The 16,931-nt window shown below is 69.3% G+C and carries 16 protein-coding genes and 1 pseudogene; 12 read left to right on the top strand and 5 right to left on the bottom strand.

Going from position 1 to position 16,931, the window contains the following annotated elements; translation table 11 throughout:
* The first annotated feature begins 137 nt into the window (after window positions 1–137).
* From WS89_RS24680 to WS89_RS24695, 4 genes are all read left to right on the top strand, one after another.
* Window positions 138–1,028, top strand: coding sequence for a phosphoribosylaminoimidazolesuccinocarboxamide synthase (locus WS89_RS24680; RefSeq protein ID WP_027785305.1), 891 nt, complete (start codon window positions 138–140; stop codon window positions 1,026–1,028).
* A 65-nt stretch (window positions 1,029–1,093) separates the two neighbouring features.
* Window positions 1,094–1,615, top strand: a complete 522-nt coding sequence (purE, locus tag WS89_RS24685) for a 5-(carboxyamino)imidazole ribonucleotide mutase (RefSeq protein ID WP_059504580.1) — start codon at window positions 1,094–1,096, stop codon at window positions 1,613–1,615.
* A 90-nt stretch (window positions 1,616–1,705) separates the two neighbouring features.
* Window positions 1,706–2,902 (top strand): 5-(carboxyamino)imidazole ribonucleotide synthase, encoded by a 1,197-nt coding sequence (locus WS89_RS24690; RefSeq protein WP_059504582.1) that lies wholly within the window; start codon window positions 1,706–1,708, stop codon window positions 2,900–2,902.
* Window positions 2,903–2,913: 11 nt separating this feature from the next.
* A complete protein-coding gene (locus WS89_RS24695) occupies window positions 2,914–3,942 on the top strand; it encodes an L-threonylcarbamoyladenylate synthase (protein ID WP_059794076.1) in 1,029 nt (342 codons plus the stop codon).
* A gap of 82 nt (window positions 3,943–4,024) precedes the next feature.
* On the opposite strand, the gene WS89_RS24700 is transcribed toward WS89_RS24695, so the two are convergent.
* The 3 genes from WS89_RS24700 to dacB all read right to left on the bottom strand — a co-directional run bounded on the left by WS89_RS24700 (window position 4,025) and on the right by dacB (window position 8,076).
* Entirely contained in the window at window positions 4,025–5,170 is a 1,146-nt protein-coding gene (locus WS89_RS24700) for an SGNH/GDSL hydrolase family protein (protein ID WP_034208278.1), read from the bottom strand.
* A 96-nt stretch (window positions 5,171–5,266) separates the two neighbouring features.
* A complete protein-coding gene (locus WS89_RS24705; protein WP_059504586.1) occupies window positions 5,267–6,181 on the bottom strand; it encodes a sterol desaturase family protein in 915 nt (304 codons plus the stop codon).
* A 362-nt stretch (window positions 6,182–6,543) separates the two neighbouring features.
* Window positions 6,544–8,076, bottom strand: a complete 1,533-nt coding sequence (gene dacB, locus WS89_RS24710) for a D-alanyl-D-alanine carboxypeptidase/D-alanyl-D-alanine endopeptidase (protein WP_059794079.1) — start codon at window positions 8,074–8,076, stop codon at window positions 6,544–6,546.
* A 185-nt stretch (window positions 8,077–8,261) separates the two neighbouring features.
* Here dacB and WS89_RS24715 point away from each other — a divergent pair, with 185 nt between their 5' ends.
* The 6 genes from WS89_RS24715 to WS89_RS24740 all read left to right on the top strand — a co-directional run bounded on the left by WS89_RS24715 (window position 8,262) and on the right by WS89_RS24740 (window position 13,650).
* On the top strand, window positions 8,262–8,924 hold the full coding sequence (locus WS89_RS24715) for a response regulator (protein WP_006481728.1): 663 nt from the start codon (window positions 8,262–8,264) through the stop codon (window positions 8,922–8,924).
* A 3-nt stretch (window positions 8,925–8,927) separates the two neighbouring features.
* The gene (locus tag WS89_RS24720; protein WP_059504590.1) at window positions 8,928–10,274 is read left to right on the top strand and encodes an ATP-binding protein; all 1,347 of its coding nucleotides are present in this window, start codon (window positions 8,928–8,930) and stop codon (window positions 10,272–10,274) included.
* A gap of 126 nt (window positions 10,275–10,400) precedes the next feature.
* The gene (locus WS89_RS24725; RefSeq protein ID WP_034208274.1) at window positions 10,401–11,885 is read left to right on the top strand and encodes a DegQ family serine endoprotease; all 1,485 of its coding nucleotides are present in this window, start codon (window positions 10,401–10,403) and stop codon (window positions 11,883–11,885) included.
* Between the two features lie 102 nt (window positions 11,886–11,987).
* On the top strand, window positions 11,988–12,425 hold the full coding sequence (locus WS89_RS24730; RefSeq protein WP_059794082.1) for a carboxypeptidase-like regulatory domain-containing protein: 438 nt from the start codon (window positions 11,988–11,990) through the stop codon (window positions 12,423–12,425).
* A 129-nt stretch (window positions 12,426–12,554) separates the two neighbouring features.
* Window positions 12,555–12,914: a DUF427 domain-containing protein gene (locus WS89_RS24735; protein ID WP_059504594.1), complete on the top strand. Its 360-nt coding sequence runs from the start codon at window positions 12,555–12,557 to the stop codon at window positions 12,912–12,914.
* Window positions 12,915–12,942: 28 nt separating this feature from the next.
* Complete coding sequence (locus WS89_RS24740; RefSeq protein WP_059504596.1) at window positions 12,943–13,650, top strand: CoxG family protein; 708 nt, start codon at window positions 12,943–12,945, stop codon at window positions 13,648–13,650.
* Window positions 13,651–13,701: 51 nt separating this feature from the next.
* Here WS89_RS24740 and WS89_RS24745 read toward each other — a convergent pair whose 3' ends face one another.
* Window positions 13,702–14,703 carry a helix-turn-helix domain-containing protein gene (locus tag WS89_RS24745; protein ID WP_059794084.1) on the bottom strand — a complete coding sequence of 334 codons (1,002 nt, stop codon included), beginning with the start codon at window positions 14,701–14,703 and terminating at the stop codon, window positions 13,702–13,704.
* A gap of 151 nt (window positions 14,704–14,854) precedes the next feature.
* Between WS89_RS24745 and WS89_RS24750 the strand changes: the two genes are divergently transcribed.
* Entirely contained in the window at window positions 14,855–15,520 is a 666-nt protein-coding gene (locus WS89_RS24750; protein ID WP_059794086.1) for a cysteine hydrolase family protein, read from the top strand.
* A 34-nt stretch (window positions 15,521–15,554) separates the two neighbouring features.
* On the opposite strand, the gene WS89_RS24755 is transcribed toward WS89_RS24750, so the two are convergent.
* Entirely contained in the window at window positions 15,555–16,196 is a 642-nt protein-coding gene (locus WS89_RS24755) for a TetR family transcriptional regulator (protein WP_059794087.1), read from the bottom strand.
* A 400-nt stretch (window positions 16,197–16,596) separates the two neighbouring features.
* On the opposite strand from WS89_RS24755, the pseudogene WS89_RS24760 reads away from it, so the two are divergent.
* Window positions 16,597–16,931, top strand: a pseudogene (locus tag WS89_RS24760) (biotin/lipoyl-binding protein); the annotation flags it as partial.

A 16,931-nucleotide genomic window follows, 5' to 3' on the forward strand; every position in this document is an offset into this window, starting at 1 on the left:
GGCCGAACGAGGGCCGGCCGGCAGCCGTCCGGGCGCTGCGTCCGCCGGTTCGCCGACGTATTGCAAGACCGCCGTTCCCGCCTGCCGCGGGGAACGGCGTTTCCCTTTTTGTTTGGCTCCTTATCTGCGAAAAGACGATGTCTACCCTTTACGAATCCACGCTCCGCTCGCTGCCGCTCCTCGGTCGCGGCAAGGTTCGCGATAACTACGCGGTCGGCAACGACAAGCTCCTGATCGTCACGACCGATCGCCTGTCGGCCTTCGACGTGGTGATGGGCGAGCCGATTCCGAACAAGGGCCGCGTGCTGAACCAGATGGCGAACTTCTGGTTCGACAAGCTCGCGCACATCGTGCCGAATCACCTGACGGGCGACGCGCCGGAAGCGGTCGTCGCGGCCGACGAGGTCGAGCAGGTGAAGGGCCGCGGCGTGGTCGTCAAGCGTCTCGAGCCGATCATGATCGAAGCGGTCGTGCGCGGCTACCTGGCCGGCAGCGGCTGGAAGGAGTACCAGGCGTCGGGCGCCGTGTGCGGCGTGCAGTTGCCGGAAGGTCTGCAGAACGCGCAGAAGCTGCCCGAGCCGATCTTCACGCCGGCCGCGAAGGCCGAGATGGGCGAGCACGACGAGAACATCACGTTCGAGGAAACCGAGCGCCGCATCGGCACCGAGCTGGCCGCGACGATCCGCGACATCTCGATTCGCCTGTACAAGGAAGCGGCCGACTACGCGGCGACGCGCGGCATCATCATCGCCGACACGAAGTTCGAATTCGGTCTCGACAACCACGGCAAGCTGTACCTGATGGACGAAGTGCTGACCGCCGATTCGTCGCGCTTCTGGCCGGCCGACCAGTACGAAGTCGGCACGAACCCGCCGTCGTTCGACAAGCAGTTCGTGCGCGACTGGCTCGAGGCGCAGCCGTGGGGCAAGACGGCGCCGGCGCCGGCGCTGCCGGCCGACGTCGTCGAGAAGACGGCCGCGAAGTACCAGGAAGCGCTCGAGCGCATCACGGGTCAGTCGCTCGCCTGACGGAGCTTTGCATGGGACCGGAGTAAGGGCTGAAGCACTCACTCCGGTCGACAGGAACACACGAAATGAATGAAAAGCAAACTGCCCACACGCACAGCGCGCCGCTCGTCGGCGTGCTGATGGGTTCGAGTTCCGACTGGGACGTGATGAAGAACGCGGTCGCGATCCTGCAGGAATTCGGCGTGCCGTACGAAGCGAAGGTCGTGTCCGCGCACCGGATGCCCGACGAGATGTTCGACTATGCGGAGAAGGCGCGCGAGCGCGGGCTGCGCGCGATCATCGCGGGCGCCGGCGGCGCCGCGCACCTGCCCGGCATGCTGGCCGCGAAGACCACGGTGCCCGTGCTCGGCGTGCCGGTCGCGAGCAAGTACCTGAAGGGCGTCGATTCGCTGCACTCGATCGTGCAGATGCCGAAGGGCGTGCCCGTCGCGACGTTCGCGATCGGCGAGGCCGGCGCTGCGAATGCCGCGCTGTTCGCGGTGTCGATCCTGTCCGGCAACTCGGTCGACTACGCGAACCGGCTCGCGGCGTTCCGCGTGCGCCAGAACGAAGCCGCGCACGCGATGGTGCTGCCGCCGCTGGAATGACGGCATGGCGCGCGGCCGCACGACGCGGCCGGCGCCGGATTTTCCTACTGCGGCGGGCATTTCCGCGTTCCGCCGCGACCGACCACTGACATGACCGCAACTCCTGATTCCGTTTCCCCGATCCTGCCCGGCGCGTGGCTGGGCATGGTCGGCGGCGGCCAGCTCGGCCGCATGTTCTGCTTTGCCGCCCAGTCGATGGGCTATCGCGTCGCCGTGCTCGATCCCGATCCGGCGAGCCCCGCCGGCGCGGTCGCCGATCGCCATTTGCGCGCGGCGTACGACGACGAAGCCGCACTCGCCGAACTGGCGGACCTGTGCGAGGCCGTATCGACGGAATTCGAGAACGTGCCGGCCGCGAGCCTCGATTTCCTCGCGCGCACGACGTTCGTCGCACCGGCCGGCCGCTGCGTCGCGGTCGCGCAGGACCGGATCGCGGAGAAGCGTTTCATCGAGGCGTCGGGCGTGCCGGTCGCGCCGCACGTCGTGATCGAATCGGCGGCGGCGCTCGCCGCGCTCGACGACGCCGCGCTCGACGCGGTGCTGCCGGGCATCCTGAAGACGGCCCGCCTCGGGTACGACGGCAAGGGCCAGGTGCGCGTCGCCACCGCGCAGGAAGCACGCGACGCGCATGCCGCGCTCGGCGGCGTGCCATGCGTGCTGGAGAAGCGCCTGCCGCTGAAATACGAGGTGTCGGCGCTGATCGCGCGCGGCGCGGACGGCCGCTCGGCCGCGTTCCCGCTCGCGCAGAACGTGCATCACGACGGCATCCTGGCGCTGACGGTCGTGCCGGCGCCGGCGGCCGATGCCGCGCGCGTCGAAGAGGCGCAGCAGGCGGCCGTGCGGATCGCCGATACGCTCGGCTACGTCGGCGTGCTGTGCGTCGAGTTCTTCGTGCTGGAGGACGGCTCGTTCGTCGCGAACGAAATGGCGCCGCGCCCGCACAACTCCGGCCACTACACGGTCGATGCGTGCGCAACGAGCCAGTTCGAGCAGCAGGTGCGCGCGATGACCCGCATGCCGCTCGGCAACCCGCGCCAGCATTCGCCGGCCGCGATGCTGAACATCCTCGGCGACGTGTGGTTCCCCGACGGTCCGGCAGCCGGTGCCGTCACGCCGCCGTGGGACACGGTCGCCGCGATGCCGGCCGCGCACCTGCACTTGTACGGCAAGGAAGAAGCGCGCGTCGGCCGCAAGATGGGCCACGTGAATTTCACGGCCGAGACGCGCGACGAAGCCGTAGCCGCCGCCAACGCGTGCGCGCAACTGCTGCGCGTGCCGCTCGACTGAGGCGCGGGCCGATGTCCATCGATCTTCCGAAGCACGTGACGCCCGCGCAGATCGACGCGGCCGCCGCGTTGCTCGACGCGGGCCAGCTCGTCGCATTTCCGACCGAAACCGTCTACGGGCTCGGCGGCGACGCGGCGAATCCCGAGGCCGTCGCGCGCATCTATGCGGCGAAAGGGCGGCCCGCGAACCATCCGGTGATCGTGCATCTGCCGCCCGGCGGCGATCCGGGCTACTGGGCCGACGATCTGCCGGCCGACGCGCACGCGCTGATCGATGCGTTCTGGCCGGGCCCGCTGACGCTGATCCTGAAGCGTCATGCGCGCATTCCGGATGCCGTGAGCGGCGGGCAGGATTCGGTCGGGCTGCGCTGTCCGTCGCATCCGGTCGCGCAGGCGCTGCTGGCCGCGTTCAGCGCACGGCGCGGCGGCCACGGCGGCGTGGCGGCGCCGTCCGCGAACCGGTTCGGCCACGTGAGCCCGACGACCGCGCAACACGTGCGCGACGAATTCGGCGATACCGTGCACGTGCTCGACGGCGGCGCATCCGAAGTTGGCATCGAATCGACGATCCTCGACCTGTCGCGCGGCTTCCCGGCGCTGCTGCGCCCGGGCCACGTGACGCCGCAGCAGATCGCCGACGTCCTCGGTCGCGCGCCGAAGCTGCCGGACGGCAGCGACGCGACCGCGCCGCGCGCGTCGGGCACGCTGAAAGCGCATTACGCACCGCGCACGCCGCTCGCGCTGCTGCCGTTCGACGCGCTCGAGCCGCTGCTCGCGGCCGCGCAAACCGACGGCGAGCGCGTCGCGCTCGTCGCACGTGCGTCGCGGGCAGGACACTGGGCGCAGGCCGACGGCGTGCATTTCATCGCGGCGCCGGAAGATCCGCAGGCCTATGCACGCGACCTGTACGGCATGCTGCGGGCGCTCGATCGCGCGCAGGTCGCGCGTATCCTCGTCGAGAAGCTGCCCGAGACCATCGAATGGATCGCGGTCAACGATCGCCTCGGCCGCGCGGCGGCGGCATTCGAAGCACGCGACTGACGCGTGCAGGCGCCTGCCGAATGAAAAAACGCCCGACCGGCGAACCGGTCGGGCGTTTTCGTTTGGGCGCGTGGCCGGCGGCTTACTTGCCGACGCCGGATTTCGCGATCTGCTGCTGGACGTATTGCGCGAACAGCGCGTGCAGGTGCGTCGTCGGGTGGACCGTGTCGGCGAACATGTAGGTCTGGTCCGCGTTCGCGACCGTGTAGGTCTGCGGCGAGCAGAACAGCGACGAGCCGAACGCGGTCGCATTCGCGACGCCGTACTGCGTGGCGGCCTGGACCATCGCCTTCAGGTTGCAGGCGGTGTCGGTATTCGACACGCTGAAGCCGTTCGCCTGGTAGTTGGCCGCGATGCCGTCCTGCCACGTGAACGAATCGACCACCACGTACTTCGTCGGGTCGACCTTCAGCGCGGCCAGCGTGCCGACGAGCGTCTTGTTGAACAGCCCCGACAGTTGCGTGAACGCGGCCTGCGTGCTCGCGCCGCCTTGCAGCGCGAGCGGCGTGCCGCCGATGTCCGGCACGTTCGCGACGAACACGTGCGTCGCGCCCGCCGCGACGATCTGCTGGACGATCCCGCCGAGCTGCTGCGCGGCCAGGCCGATCGCCTGCGCCGCCGCGAGTTGCGCGGCCGGCGTGTTGCCTTGCGCCTGCGCGACCTGGGCCTGGTAGAAGATGTCGTTCGCGCCGCCGTTGATCAGCACGATCTGGCCGGCGTTGAAGCTGCCGTGCTGCGTCAGGTATTGCTTGACCTGGTCGGCGATCGGCGTCGTCGTCGCCTGGGCGTAGTCGGGGTTCGGCACGCTGGCGTCCGCATGGCCGATGCCCGGCTGCAGTGTCACGCGGGAGCCGCCTTGCGCGTAGCCGAGGCCGCCCGTCGCCTGCAGCGGGATGCCGAAGCCGCCCTGGTTCGCGGGTTGCAGCGTGTCGCCGTAGTACTGCGCGACGTCCTGCGTCCAGACCTGGCCCGGGTTGGTCGTGAAGCGGCCGCCGCCGAAGCCGAGCTTGATCTGCGAGTAGGTGCCGACGTCGGACAGGCTGTCGCCGAACGACACGATCTGCATCTTCACGCCCGACGGCGGCGTGTTCGACGCGCTGCTGCCGTTGTTGTCGTCGCCGCCGCCGCATGCGGCGAGCAACGCGAGCGCGGCGCCGGCGATCGCGACTTGCGCGGTGCGCAGCATGCGCCGGCGCGTGCGGGAAGGGGCGTGTTGTTGTGTCTGCATCGTTCGATCTCCTCGTAGATATGGCCCTGATGTGTTTCTCATCTGCCGCGTGCCTGCTCGGTTCCGGGCTGCGCGGCGGCCGTTGGCTGAAACGGTTTATCGGTCGCGCGCAGCCGCCTGCGGCACGGTGCGCGGATCCGGGTTCGCGGCCTCGGCGATCTGCGCATGATAAGCGCTCGCCCATTCGGGCGGGCCGAAAATCGCGCGCAGCTTGTTGCGCCATCCGCCGACGCGCCACGCGTCGGACGCCATCGCCGCCCACTCGTGGAACGTCGCGACGAGCGGGTTGTTCGAGCCGAGCCGCTCGACGATTCCGTAGCGCGGCGGATCGTCGGGCGTTTCCTCGACATAGCTGCCGAACAGGCGATCCCAGATCACGAGGACGCCTGCGTAATTGCGGTCGATGTAGCGCGCGTTGCGTGCATGGTGCGCGCGGTGGATCGACGGCGTGTTCAGCACGTATTCGAGCCAGCCGAGCTTGCCGATCGCCTGCGTGTGCACGAAGAACTGGAACGCGAGGTTGATCAGCACGATGCCGACGATCTGTTGCGGCGGAAAGCCGGCGAACGCGAGCGGCAGCCAGAACAGCCACATGCCCGCGATCGGGTACATCAGGCTCTGGCGGAACGCGGTCGAGAAATTCATCCGTTCGGACGAGTGGTGCACGACGTGCGCGGCCCACAGCCAGCGCACGCGATGGCTCGCGCGATGAAACACGTAGTAGAGGAAGTCCTGCGCGACGAACAGCACCGCGAACGACAGCCAGCCGTCGTGCCACGTGTAGACGCGATAGTGCCGATAGCAGTACGCATAAACGGGAATCACGAACAGCCATGCGATCTTGTCGGCGCCCTGGTGCATCAGCGCGAGCGCCGCGTTGCACAGCGTGTCGCGCCATGCATAGATGCGGTCCTGCGCGCGGGTGCGGGCGAAGTGCCAGGCCTCCCACGCGATGCAGAGCAGGAAGACGGGCGCCAGCGCGAGCAGAAGCAATTCGACGTCGAATCGCATGGGCGTGTCTCCTTCGTTCCCCTGCAAGCCATGAGGCCGGGCGTGTGGCCCGTTGTAGATATCGGTCAGGCCAATAGCCTACGCAATCGCCACGCGCTAGGCGAGGGGGCAGCGTAGAAGGTTCCCTCAGAGGATAGGGTTTCTACGGAACCCGTACTGCGCGGGGCCGGGCGGTGTGGCCCCGTTTTGCAGGCGCAGCGTGCGCACGGGGCGTCGCGCGACGGTGGCGCGGGCGTTTCAAACTGCGCGGCGAGATTTTCGCGGGCGACGCGGTGCGGGGGCGCGCGTGCCGCGCTGTCGCGACGGCCCGCTGCGCTGCGCGCTGCACGTTGCGCGCCGCACGTTGCACGCCGCACGGATCGTCAGTGCGCGCCCGCGTAGATCCACTCGAGCAGCGTGTCGTGCGCGGCGCGTGCGCCTTCCGCGTGATCGTTGTTGATGAAGCTGACGACGACGTAGCTCTGGCCGTCCGCACCGGCGACGTAGCCGGCGATCGCGCGCACGTCGCGCAGCGTGCCGGTCTTGATGTGCGCGTTGCCGAGCACGCCCGCGTTGGTGAGGCGGTTCTTCATCGTGCCGTCGATGCCCGCGATCGGCAGCGAATCGACGAACGCCTGCGCGACGGGGCTCGCGTTCGCGGCCTGCAGCAGCGCGGCGAGCGACAGCGCGCTCACGTGCTCTTCGCGCGACAGCCCGGAGCCGTTCTCGAGCACGAGGTCGGGCATCGCGATGCCGTTTTTCTGCAGGAACGCCTGGATCGCGCGGCTCGACTGCTCGGGCGTCGCGGGCGGCTTGCCGCTGACCGCGCCGATCGTCAGGAACAGGTTGCGCGCCATCACGTTGTTGCTGAACTTGTTGATGTCGTAGACGATGCTGCCGAGCACCGGGCTGTGATGCACGGCGAGCGGCCGCGCGGTGGCGGGCACCTTGCCCTCGCTGACGGGCCCCGCGATCGTGCCGCCGTCCTGTTGCCACAGCGCGAGGAAGCCGCGTGCGAAGAACGTCGTGTGATCGAGGATCGCGAGGTTGGTCGTATGCGCGCCGCAGCGCAGCGGGTAGTCGCCGGCGAACGACGCGGTCATGATCCCGCCGCCGGCCGTCAGCGTCGGGCGCGCAGCCGCGGCGGCCGCGCTGCACGAACCCGAGCCTTCGACGAGCTGGTTGTCGATCGACAGGTTCGCGAGCGGCGGCAGCACGTCGACGGCGACCTTGCCGTCATCGCCCGGCGTGACCGTGAACGACACGGCCTTGAATGCATACAGCAACGGATCGGGGCCGACGTTGTACGGCGCGCTGACATCGTCGTCGAACGACGGCAGGTCGCGCGTCGACGCAGCGAAATAGCTCTTGTCGAGCACGAGACCGCCGGCCACGCGCTTGACGCCGGCCTTGCGCAGCTTGTCGACGAGGTCGATCAGTTCTTCGGGCACGAGCTTCGGATCGCCGGTGCCCTTGATGTACAGGTTGCCTTGCAGCGTGCCGTCGGGGTCGACCGTGCCGTCCGTGTACGCGGTCGTGCGCCAGCGGTAGTCGGGGCCGAGGATCGACAGGCCCGAGAAGGTCGTCACGAGCTTCATCGTCGAGGCCGGCAGCATCGGCCGGCTCGCATTCCATGCGATCAGCGGTTGCGGATCGCCGACGCGCTCGACGACGACGCTCATCGCCGACGCCGGCACCTTCGCACGCTGCAGCGCGACGAGCACGGATGCCGGCAGGCCGGCCGCGCGCGCGGCCGGCGACACGACGGCAGTCTTGCGCGCTTCCTTGTGGGACTTCTTGCGGGCCTGCGCGGACGGCGCGAACGCGAGGGCCGTGCACGTGGCGACGACGGCGGCCGCCCGCAGACAGACGCGGGCGCGGGGGACGAACCGGGCGGAAAGATCGGAAATCGGCATGGGCGAATACGGGAAAAGCGGGGGCTCGGGCAGGACGCGCGGGGGCGCCGAAGCGCACATTGTAGAGACAAGTCGGGGCAGGCCCCTTGCAATCCGCCTTACTGTTGCATTGCACGGTGCCGCGCACGCGATGCGCGGCGCTACAATGGTCGCCGTGTTTGACTCGCCCATGGATGCCTGTCCCGATGCGGATTCTGCTTGTCGAAGATGATCGAATGATTGCCGAGGGCGTGCGCAAGGCGCTGCGCTCGGACGGCTTTGCGGTCGACTGGGTGCAGGACGGCGACGCCGCGCTCACGGCGCTCGGCGGCGAGACGTACGATCTGCTGCTGCTCGATCTCGGCCTGCCGAAGCGCGACGGCATCGACGTGCTGCGCACGCTGCGTGGGCGCGGGCTGGCGCTGCCGGTGCTGATCGTCACCGCGCGCGACGCGGTCGCCGATCGCGTGAAGGGGCTCGACGCCGGCGCCGACGACTACCTCGTCAAGCCGTTCGATCTCGACGAGCTGGGCGCGCGGATGCGCGCGCTGATCCGCCGCCAGGCCGGACGCAGCGAGTCGCTGATCCGCCACGGCGCGCTCACGCTCGATCCCGCGTCGCACCAGGTGACGCTCGACGGCGCGCCCGTCGCGCTGTCCGCGCGCGAGTTCGCGCTGCTCGAGGCGCTGCTCGCGCGGCCGGGCGCGGTGCTGTCGAAGAGCCAGCTCGAGGAGAAGATGTACGGCTGGGGCGAGGAGATCGGCAGCAACACGGTCGAGGTCTATATCCACGCGCTGCGCAAGAAGCTCGGCTCGGACCTGATCCGCAACGTGCGCGGGCTCGGCTACATGGTCGTCAAGGAAAGCTGACGCGTGCGGTCGATTCGTCATCAATTGCTGATCTGGCTGCTCGCGATCGTCGTCGCGGGCGTGGGCATGGCGGGCTGGCTCATCTACCGGCAGGCGCTCGCCGAAGCGAACGAACTGTTCGACTACCAGTTGCAGGAAATCGCCGCGGCGCTGCCGTCGGAGCCGTTCTCGCAGGTGTTCGGCTCGCGCACCAACGGCGACGAAGGCATCGTGATCCAGATCTGGAATCGCAACGGCGTGCTGATGTACTTCTCGCATCCGCGCGCGCCGATCGCGCCGCGCGCCGAGCTCGGCTTCTCGACCGAGCGCACCGATCGCGGCGAATGGCGCGTGTACGGCGCGATCGTCGGCGACAACGTCGTGCAGCTCGCGCAGCCGCTGTCGGTGCGCAACCGGCTGGCGGCGAACGTCGCGCTGCGCACGCTGTGGCCGCTGATCGTGCTGCTGCCGTTCCTCGGCGCGGCCGTGTGGGGGATCGTCGGGCGCGGGCTCGCGCCGCTCGCGCGCGTGACGCGCGCGGTCGAGGCGCGCCGGCCGGAAGCGCTCGATGCGCTGCCCGACGCGCGCCTGCCGCTCGAGGTGCAGCCGCTCGTGCGGGCGCTGAACGGGCTGCTCGCGCGGCTGTCGGCGGCGCTCGACACGCAGAAGGCGTTCGTCGCCGACGCCGCGCACGAATTGCGCACGCCGCTCGCCGCCGTGCAGATCCAGGCTCAGCTCGTCGCCCGTGCGAAGGACGAGGCGTCGCGCCGCGAGGCGATCGCGGATCTCCAGGACGGCGTGTCGCGCGCGACGCGTCTCACCGAGCAACTGCTCGCGCTCGCGCGCGCGGAGCCGGACGGCGCGACGATGCGCGAACCGGTCGACCTGCAGGCGCTGCTCGCCGAATGCGTGGCCGCGCATGCGCCGCTCGCGCAGCGGCACGACATCGATCTCGGCTTCGAGGAAACGTGCGCGGCGAGCGTCGTCGCGGACGTCGGCGCGCTGCGCGTGATGTTCGGCAACCTGCTCGACAACGCGGTGAAGTACACGCCGGACGGCGGCCGCATCGACGTGTCGCTGACGCGCGACGCGGCGGGCCGCGCATGCGTGCAGATCGCCGACAGCGGGCCGGGCATTCCGGCGGCAGAGCGCGAGCGCGTGTTCGACCGCTTCTATCGCGACAGCACGGCGCGCGCGCGCACCGACGTGTCGGGCAGCGGGCTCGGGCTCGCGATCGTCAAGCGCGTGGCGGCGCAGCAGGGCGCGACGGTGTCGCTCGGCGATGCGGCCGCGGGCGGCCTGCTCGTCAGCGTCGTGTTCCGCGATGCCGAGATGCCGGCCCCGGCGCCGCAGTCTTCCGAATCCGTCTGAAGGGGGCTCCCGGCGAGGGTGGCGCGGGTTCGCCGCCGGCAGCCGCTTAAGCCCCGCTTAAGGCTGATTAAGCCTCCTTTAAGTCAGGGTCGTTACGCTGCGTCCTAACAAAGAGGAGGTCCTACGATGAACACCCGATTCCTTGCGCGCGGCACCGTCGCGGTCGCCGTGGCGGCGGCCCTGTCGGCCGGCTATTTCGCCGGCACCCGCCGCGCCGATCCGCAGATCATCACGCCCGCGCAGGCGGCCGCATTGATGCCGGCCGAAGCCGCGGCCAAGACCGGCATTCCCGATTTCTCCGGGCTCGTCGAGACCTACGGCCCGGCGGTCGTGAACATCAGCGCGAAGCATGTCGTGAAGCAGGTGTCGCGACGCGCGCCGCAACCGCAACTGCCGATCGATCCGAGCGACCCGTTCTACCAGTTCTTCAAGCACTTCTACGGCCAGGTGCCGGGCATGGGCGGCGACGCGCAGCCGGACGACCAGCCGAGCGCGAGTCTCGGGTCGGGCTTCATCGTCAGTTCCGACGGATACATCCTCACCAATGCACACGTGATCGACGGCGCGAACGTCGTCACGGTCAAGCTGACCGACAAGCGCGAATACAAGGCGAAGGTCGTCGGCTCCGACAAGCAGTCCGACGTCGCCGTGCTGAAGATCGACGCGAGCGGCCTGCCGACCGTGAAGATCGGCGACCCGGCGCAGAGCAAGGTCGGCCAGTGGGTCGTCGCGATCGGCTCGCCGTACGGCTTCGACAACACGGTCACGTCGGGCATCATCAGCGCGAAGTCGCGCGCGCTGCCGGACGAGAACTACACGCCGTTCATCCAGACCGACGTGCCGGTGAACCCCGGCAACTCCGGCGGCCCGCTGTTCAACCTGCAGGGCGAGGTGATCGGCATCAACTCGATGATCTACTCGCAGACGGGCGGCTTCCAGGGCCTGTCGTTCGCGATCCCGATCAACGAGGCGATCAAGGTGAAGGACGAGCTCGTGAAGACGGGCCACGTGAGCCGCGGCCGCCTCGGTGTCGCCGTGCAGGGGCTGAACCAGACGCTCGCGAGCTCGTTCGGACTGCAGAAGCCGGACGGCGCGCTCGTCAGCTCGGTCGACGCCAACGGGCCGGCCGCGAAGGCCGGCCTGCAGCCGGGCGACGTGATCCTGTCGGTCAACGGTTCGCCGGTCGCCGATTCGACGTCGCTGCCCGCGCAGATCGCGAACCTGAAGCCGGGTTCGAAGGCCGACCTGCAGATCTGGCGCGACAAGTCGAAGAAGTCGATCAGCGTGACGCTCGGCGCGATGTCCGATGCGAAGCTCGCGTCGAACGACGGCGGGCCGGTCGAACAGGGCCGCCTGGGTGTCGCGGTGCGTCCGCTGTCGCCGCAGGAGCGTAGCGCCAGCAACCTGTCGCACGGGCTGATCGTGCAGCAGGCCGGCGGGCCGGCCGCCAACGCGGGCATCCAGCCGGGCGACGTGATCCTCGCGGTCAACGGCCGCCCGGTCACGAGCCCCGAGCAGTTGCGCGACGCGGTGAAGGGCGCGGGCAACAGTCTTGCTCTGCTGATCCAGCGCGATAATGCACAGATCTTCGTGCCGGTCGACTTGAGCTGACCGGCCACGGCCGACGGCCGGTCCGGCCGGCCGCGGCGGGCGCCGCCGTGCGACCCGCGTGACGCTGCGCCCCGTATGTGTTCCGACCCCAAGGAGAGAGCCATGCAATATCTACGCAACGTGTCCCGATTTGCCGTCGCCGCGGCGCTGTCCGCTGGCCTCGCGGCCGGCGCGACCGGCGCGTACGCGCAGTCGGACGGCCTGCCCGCCGCGAGCCAGCAAGGCGATGTCAGCTACGTGTCGGGCGGTATCGGCAAGGACCAGTCGACGGCATTCCAGCGTAACGAGGCGTCGTGGCCACTGGCGCTGCGCTTCACCGGCAAGGGCGGCGAGTTCCTGGCCGACGTCCATGTCCGGATCGTCGACGGCAAGGGTACCGAGGTGCTGTCGACCGACGCGCGCGGGCCGTACATGCTGGTGAAGCTGCCGCCGGGGCGCTATACGGTGCATGCGTCGTACCAGGGTAGCGACGAATCGCGCGCCGTCACGGTCGGCGCGAAGGGCGGCGCGAAAGCCGCGTTCCAGTGGAGTGCGCAGTAGCCCGCCGCGCGCGGTCCGGGCCCCGGGCGCGCAATCGGACGAAGTTTCGCCCATAATGAAAGCCACGGCATGCGTGCCGTGGCTTTTTCGTTTCCTGCCCCGGCCTGGCGGCCGCCCGAAGGAGAAACGATGTCCGATGCAGCCGACCCTCGACTCGAAATCGTGCCGAACCGTCATCGCGTGCGCGTGATCCATCGCGGCATCACCTATGCCGATTCGCACGGCGCGCTGACCGTGCGTGAAGCGGGGCTCCCGGACATCCATTACCTGCCGCGCAGCGACGTCAACATGCGCCGGCTCGTGAAATCGGGCGTCACGTCGGCCTGCCCGTTCAGGGGGCAGGCCGTGCATTTCGACTTGCAGACGGAAGACGGCGTGATCGAGAACGCCGCATGGAGTTACGAAGAACCGAACGAGGCGGCGGCCGTGCTGGCGCACTACGTCGCCTTCGATGTCGCGCGGATCGACAGTCTCGTCGAGACGTCCTGATGCGGCGCGCGTTCATCGGGGAGGCGTCATGGAACTGAACGACACGTTACGCGTACCGCTCGCGCCGCCTGTCGTACGGGATGCGCTCGAGGATCTCGCGCTGTTGCGCGCGAGCTTCGATCATTGCGAATCGTTCGTGAAACTCGCGCACGGCGAATTTGCGCTGACGATCACGGTGCCGCTCGGCCCACTGCGTGCCCGCTACGACGTGCGCGCGCATGCGGCCGCCGAGCAGGGCGACGCGGAAGGGCAGCCGCGCCGCGTGCTCAACTTCAAGGCGCGGGCCGACGGGCTCGGCGCACTGCGCGGCCAGGTCGAACTCGCACTGATGCCGGATGACGATGCGACCGCCACGCGAATCGAGTACGTGGTCTGGGCGACGGCGAGCGGGCCGCTCGCCGAACTGCCGGGGCGGCAGATCGACAATGCGCTGCGCGAATGGACCGATACGTTCTTCCGCGAGTTCGGGGCGGTCGTGCAGGCGAAGCACGGTCTCGCGCCGAATCGCGCGAGCGCATCCGCGCAGCGGCGCCAGCACGTATTTCTGCGGCCGGCATCGCTAGTGGCCGCGACGAAGCGTGCGCTGCCGCCGCATCTCGGCGGCGCGCTGAGCGGGCGGGCGGCGAGCGCGCTCCGGCATCGCGATTCCGGCACGATACCCGTGTGGGCCTGGGCGGCGATGATCGTGTTCGTCGCGCTGCTGCTTTACGCGGCACGCTGGTTCAACGGCGGCTGATCGGCCGCCCGGCTCCGCGTCACGGCCTGCCCGCCGCCCGTGCGGCAGGCGTCACTGTCCCGCGCCGGCTCCGGCGCCGCGAAATTCCCTTCGATACGCAGACGGCGACGTGCCGAGCGCGCCCGCGAAATGCTGGCGCAGCGACACGCTCGAGCCGTAGCCGGCCGCCTGCGCGATCGCGTCGATCGATTGTCCGGTGGTTTCGAGCAGATGCCGCGCGCGCGCGAGCCGCTCGGCCTGCAGCCACGCCGTGACGGTCGTGCCCGTCGCCTGGCGGAAGTGGCGCGTGAACGTGCGCCGGCTCATCAGTACGCGCTCGGCGAGCGAATCGACGCTGTGCGCGGCGTCGAGATGGGCGCGCACCCAGTCGAGCAGGCCCGCGAGCCGCGCATCGCGCGGGTGTGCGGCGACCGGCTGCGGCACGTATTGGGCTTGCCCGCCCTGCCGGTGCGGCGGGATCACGAGGCGGCGCGCGATCCGGTTCGCGGCGTCCGAGCCGAAGCGTCGCCGCACGACGTGCAGGCAGCAGTCGAGCCCCGCGGCGGTGCCGGCCGACGTCGTCAGGTTGCCGTCGTCCACGTACAGCACGTCGGGATCGAGTTTCACGCGCGGAAAGCGCCGGGCGAAATCGTCGGCCCACGCCCAGTGCGTGGTGGCCGGGCGGCCGTCGAGCAGGCCGGCCGCGGCGAGCACGTAAGCGCCGAGACACAGCCCGACGAGTTCGGCGCCGCGCGCGGCGACCGCGCGCACGGCGTCGAGCAGCGCGTCGGGCGGCGCTTCGTCGGGGTCGCGCCAGGAGGGCACGATGACGATGTCCGCATCGTCGAGCGCATCGAGCCCGTACGGCGCGGCGATCGTGAAGCCGCCCGTCGTCGCGAGCGGGCCGCGCTCGGCCGAGCAGACGCGGAACGTGAACGCGGGCGACGCGTCCGCGTCGCGCTCCTTGCCGAACACGACCGACGGCACCGACAGGTGGAACGGGCTGATGCCGTCGTACGCGATCACGGCGACGACGGTCGGAACGGATGGGGCGGGCGACGCGGCGGCGAGCATGGCGGGTTCCGGAAAGGCGATGGCCCGATTTTATCGAAGAATGGCTATCGGGCCACTATCGGCGCTCGCCACGCGGCCCGACAATGCGTCGCATCGCACTGCTGGCCGCCCCGCTCCGGGGCGGGGCAGCGCCGCCGACCAGGAGCCCGCCATGTCGAACGCCGTCCCGCATTCCGCTTCCCGTCCCGCTTTCCGCCGCGCACTGATCGTGATCGACGTGCAGAACGAATACGTGACGGGCAACCTGCCGATCGAATATCCACCGCTCGACGTGTCGCTCGCGAACATCGGCCGCGCGATCGACGCCGCGCACGCGGCCGGCGTGCCGGTGATCGTGGTTCAGCACGTCGCGCCGGCCGGCGCGCCGATCTTCGCGCCCGGCACCGACGGCGTCGCGCTGCACGCGGTGGTCGCCAGCCGGCCGTACGCGCATCGGATCGAGAAGGCGCAGGCCAGTTCGTTCGCCGGCACCGATCTCGCCGCGTGGCTCGACGCGCACGGCATCGACACGCTCGCGGTGGCCGGCTACATGACGCACAACTGCAATGCGTCGACGGTCTATCACGCGGCGCATGCGGGGCTGAAGGTCGAATACCTGGACGATGCGACGGGCGCGCTGCCTTACGCGAACGAAGCGGGCGCGGCGAGCGCCGAGGAGATTCACCGCGCGTACGCGGTGGTGTTCCAGTCGAATTTTGCGGCCGTGATGTCGACCGACGCATGGATCGCGGGGCTGGCCGGCGCGCCGATGCCGGCGCGCGATTCGGTGGCCGCGTCGAACCGGCGGGCTCGCGCGCATCGCGCGGAAGCGGCCTGACCCGGCACGGCGACGGGGCGCGCCATGCGCCGCGTCAGTCGCGGTCCTTCAGCATCGCCGGGCTGTAGCGCAGCATGTCGAAGCAGCCGTCGACGAGCTTTTCCGCATGCTGCTCGGCGTCGATTTCGTCGGGCAGCATCAGCATGTCGCGCACGAACCCGCTGACGAGCGTGTGCAGCATCAGCGTCGCGCGCCACGTATCGAGCCGCTCCGGCAGCAGCTTGAGCCCCACGGCCACCGCGAGATCGGCGTCGATCATGTGCAGCGCCTCGCTCATCCCCGCGCGGTTGCGCTGCAGCAGCGGCTCCATGTCCGCGACGTACTCGCACTTCATGAACAGGATGCTGAACACGCGCCGCAGCTGCGGGTCGCGCTGCACGCCGAGCAGGCACCAGATCAGGATCTGGCGCACCTTGTCGAGCGGATTGCCGCCCGGCGCGTCGAGCGGTATCCGCTTCAATTCGTCGATCGGCAGGAGCACACGGTCGAACATCGCATCGAACAGTTCGCTCTTGTTCGCGAAATGCCAGTAGATCGCGCCGCGCGTCACGCCGGCGTGCTGGGCGATGTCCGCGAGCGACGTATGCGACACGCCTTTCTCGAAGAACACGTGTTCGGCGGCGTCGAGAATGCGATTGCGCGTCTCGAGCGCCTCCTCCTTGGTACGTCTGACCATGTGCAGGCCTGATTGGATCGATCGTCGGTGAATATAGGGTTCGCAACCCCTCGTCGCCGTCATGCAGACGGGCTATGCTTGCTGCTGGTAACAATCTGTAAGACTGGGCAGTCGGCGGAGCACAAACGGGCTTTTTACATACATTCGTGAATGTATATACAATACCACCCTACGATCGAATGACCCAAGTGGCAATCAGTTAATATCCCACTCTGCTGATTCCCGCCCCAGTACCAGTCCGCAGTTCGCGGCATCCCCGTCGGCACGGAGGTCTCGTGCCGACGTGCTGTATCTAGCAGTCCAGTAATTCAGGTGTTCGATCTGCGCCGCGAGGCGCATCCGTGTTGCGCTCCTGCCGGGCGCGTCACTTATTCCATTGGTTATACACAGAGGTCGCTCCATGCGCGTCGAACGGGTTCCATACCGCTTAATCACTGTCGCGACGGCCGCCGTTTTCCTGGCCGCGTGCGGGAAAAAAGAATCGGCACCGCCGCCGCAAACGCCGGAAGTCGGCGTCGTCACCGTCCAGCCGCAAGCCGTGCCGGTCTTCACCGACCTGCCGGGCCGCACCAGTGCATTCCTCGTCGCGCAAGTGCGCGCGCGGGTCGACGGCATCGTGCTGCGTCGTGAATTCACCGAAGGCACCGACGTCAAGGCGGGCCAGCGCCTCTACAAGATCGATCCGGCGCCGTACATCGCCGCGCTGAACAGCGCGAAGGCGACGCTTGCGAAGGC

It is taken from the genome of Burkholderia sp. MSMB1072 (assembly GCF_001524725.1).
Lineage (GTDB): Bacteria > Pseudomonadota > Gammaproteobacteria > Burkholderiales > Burkholderiaceae > Burkholderia.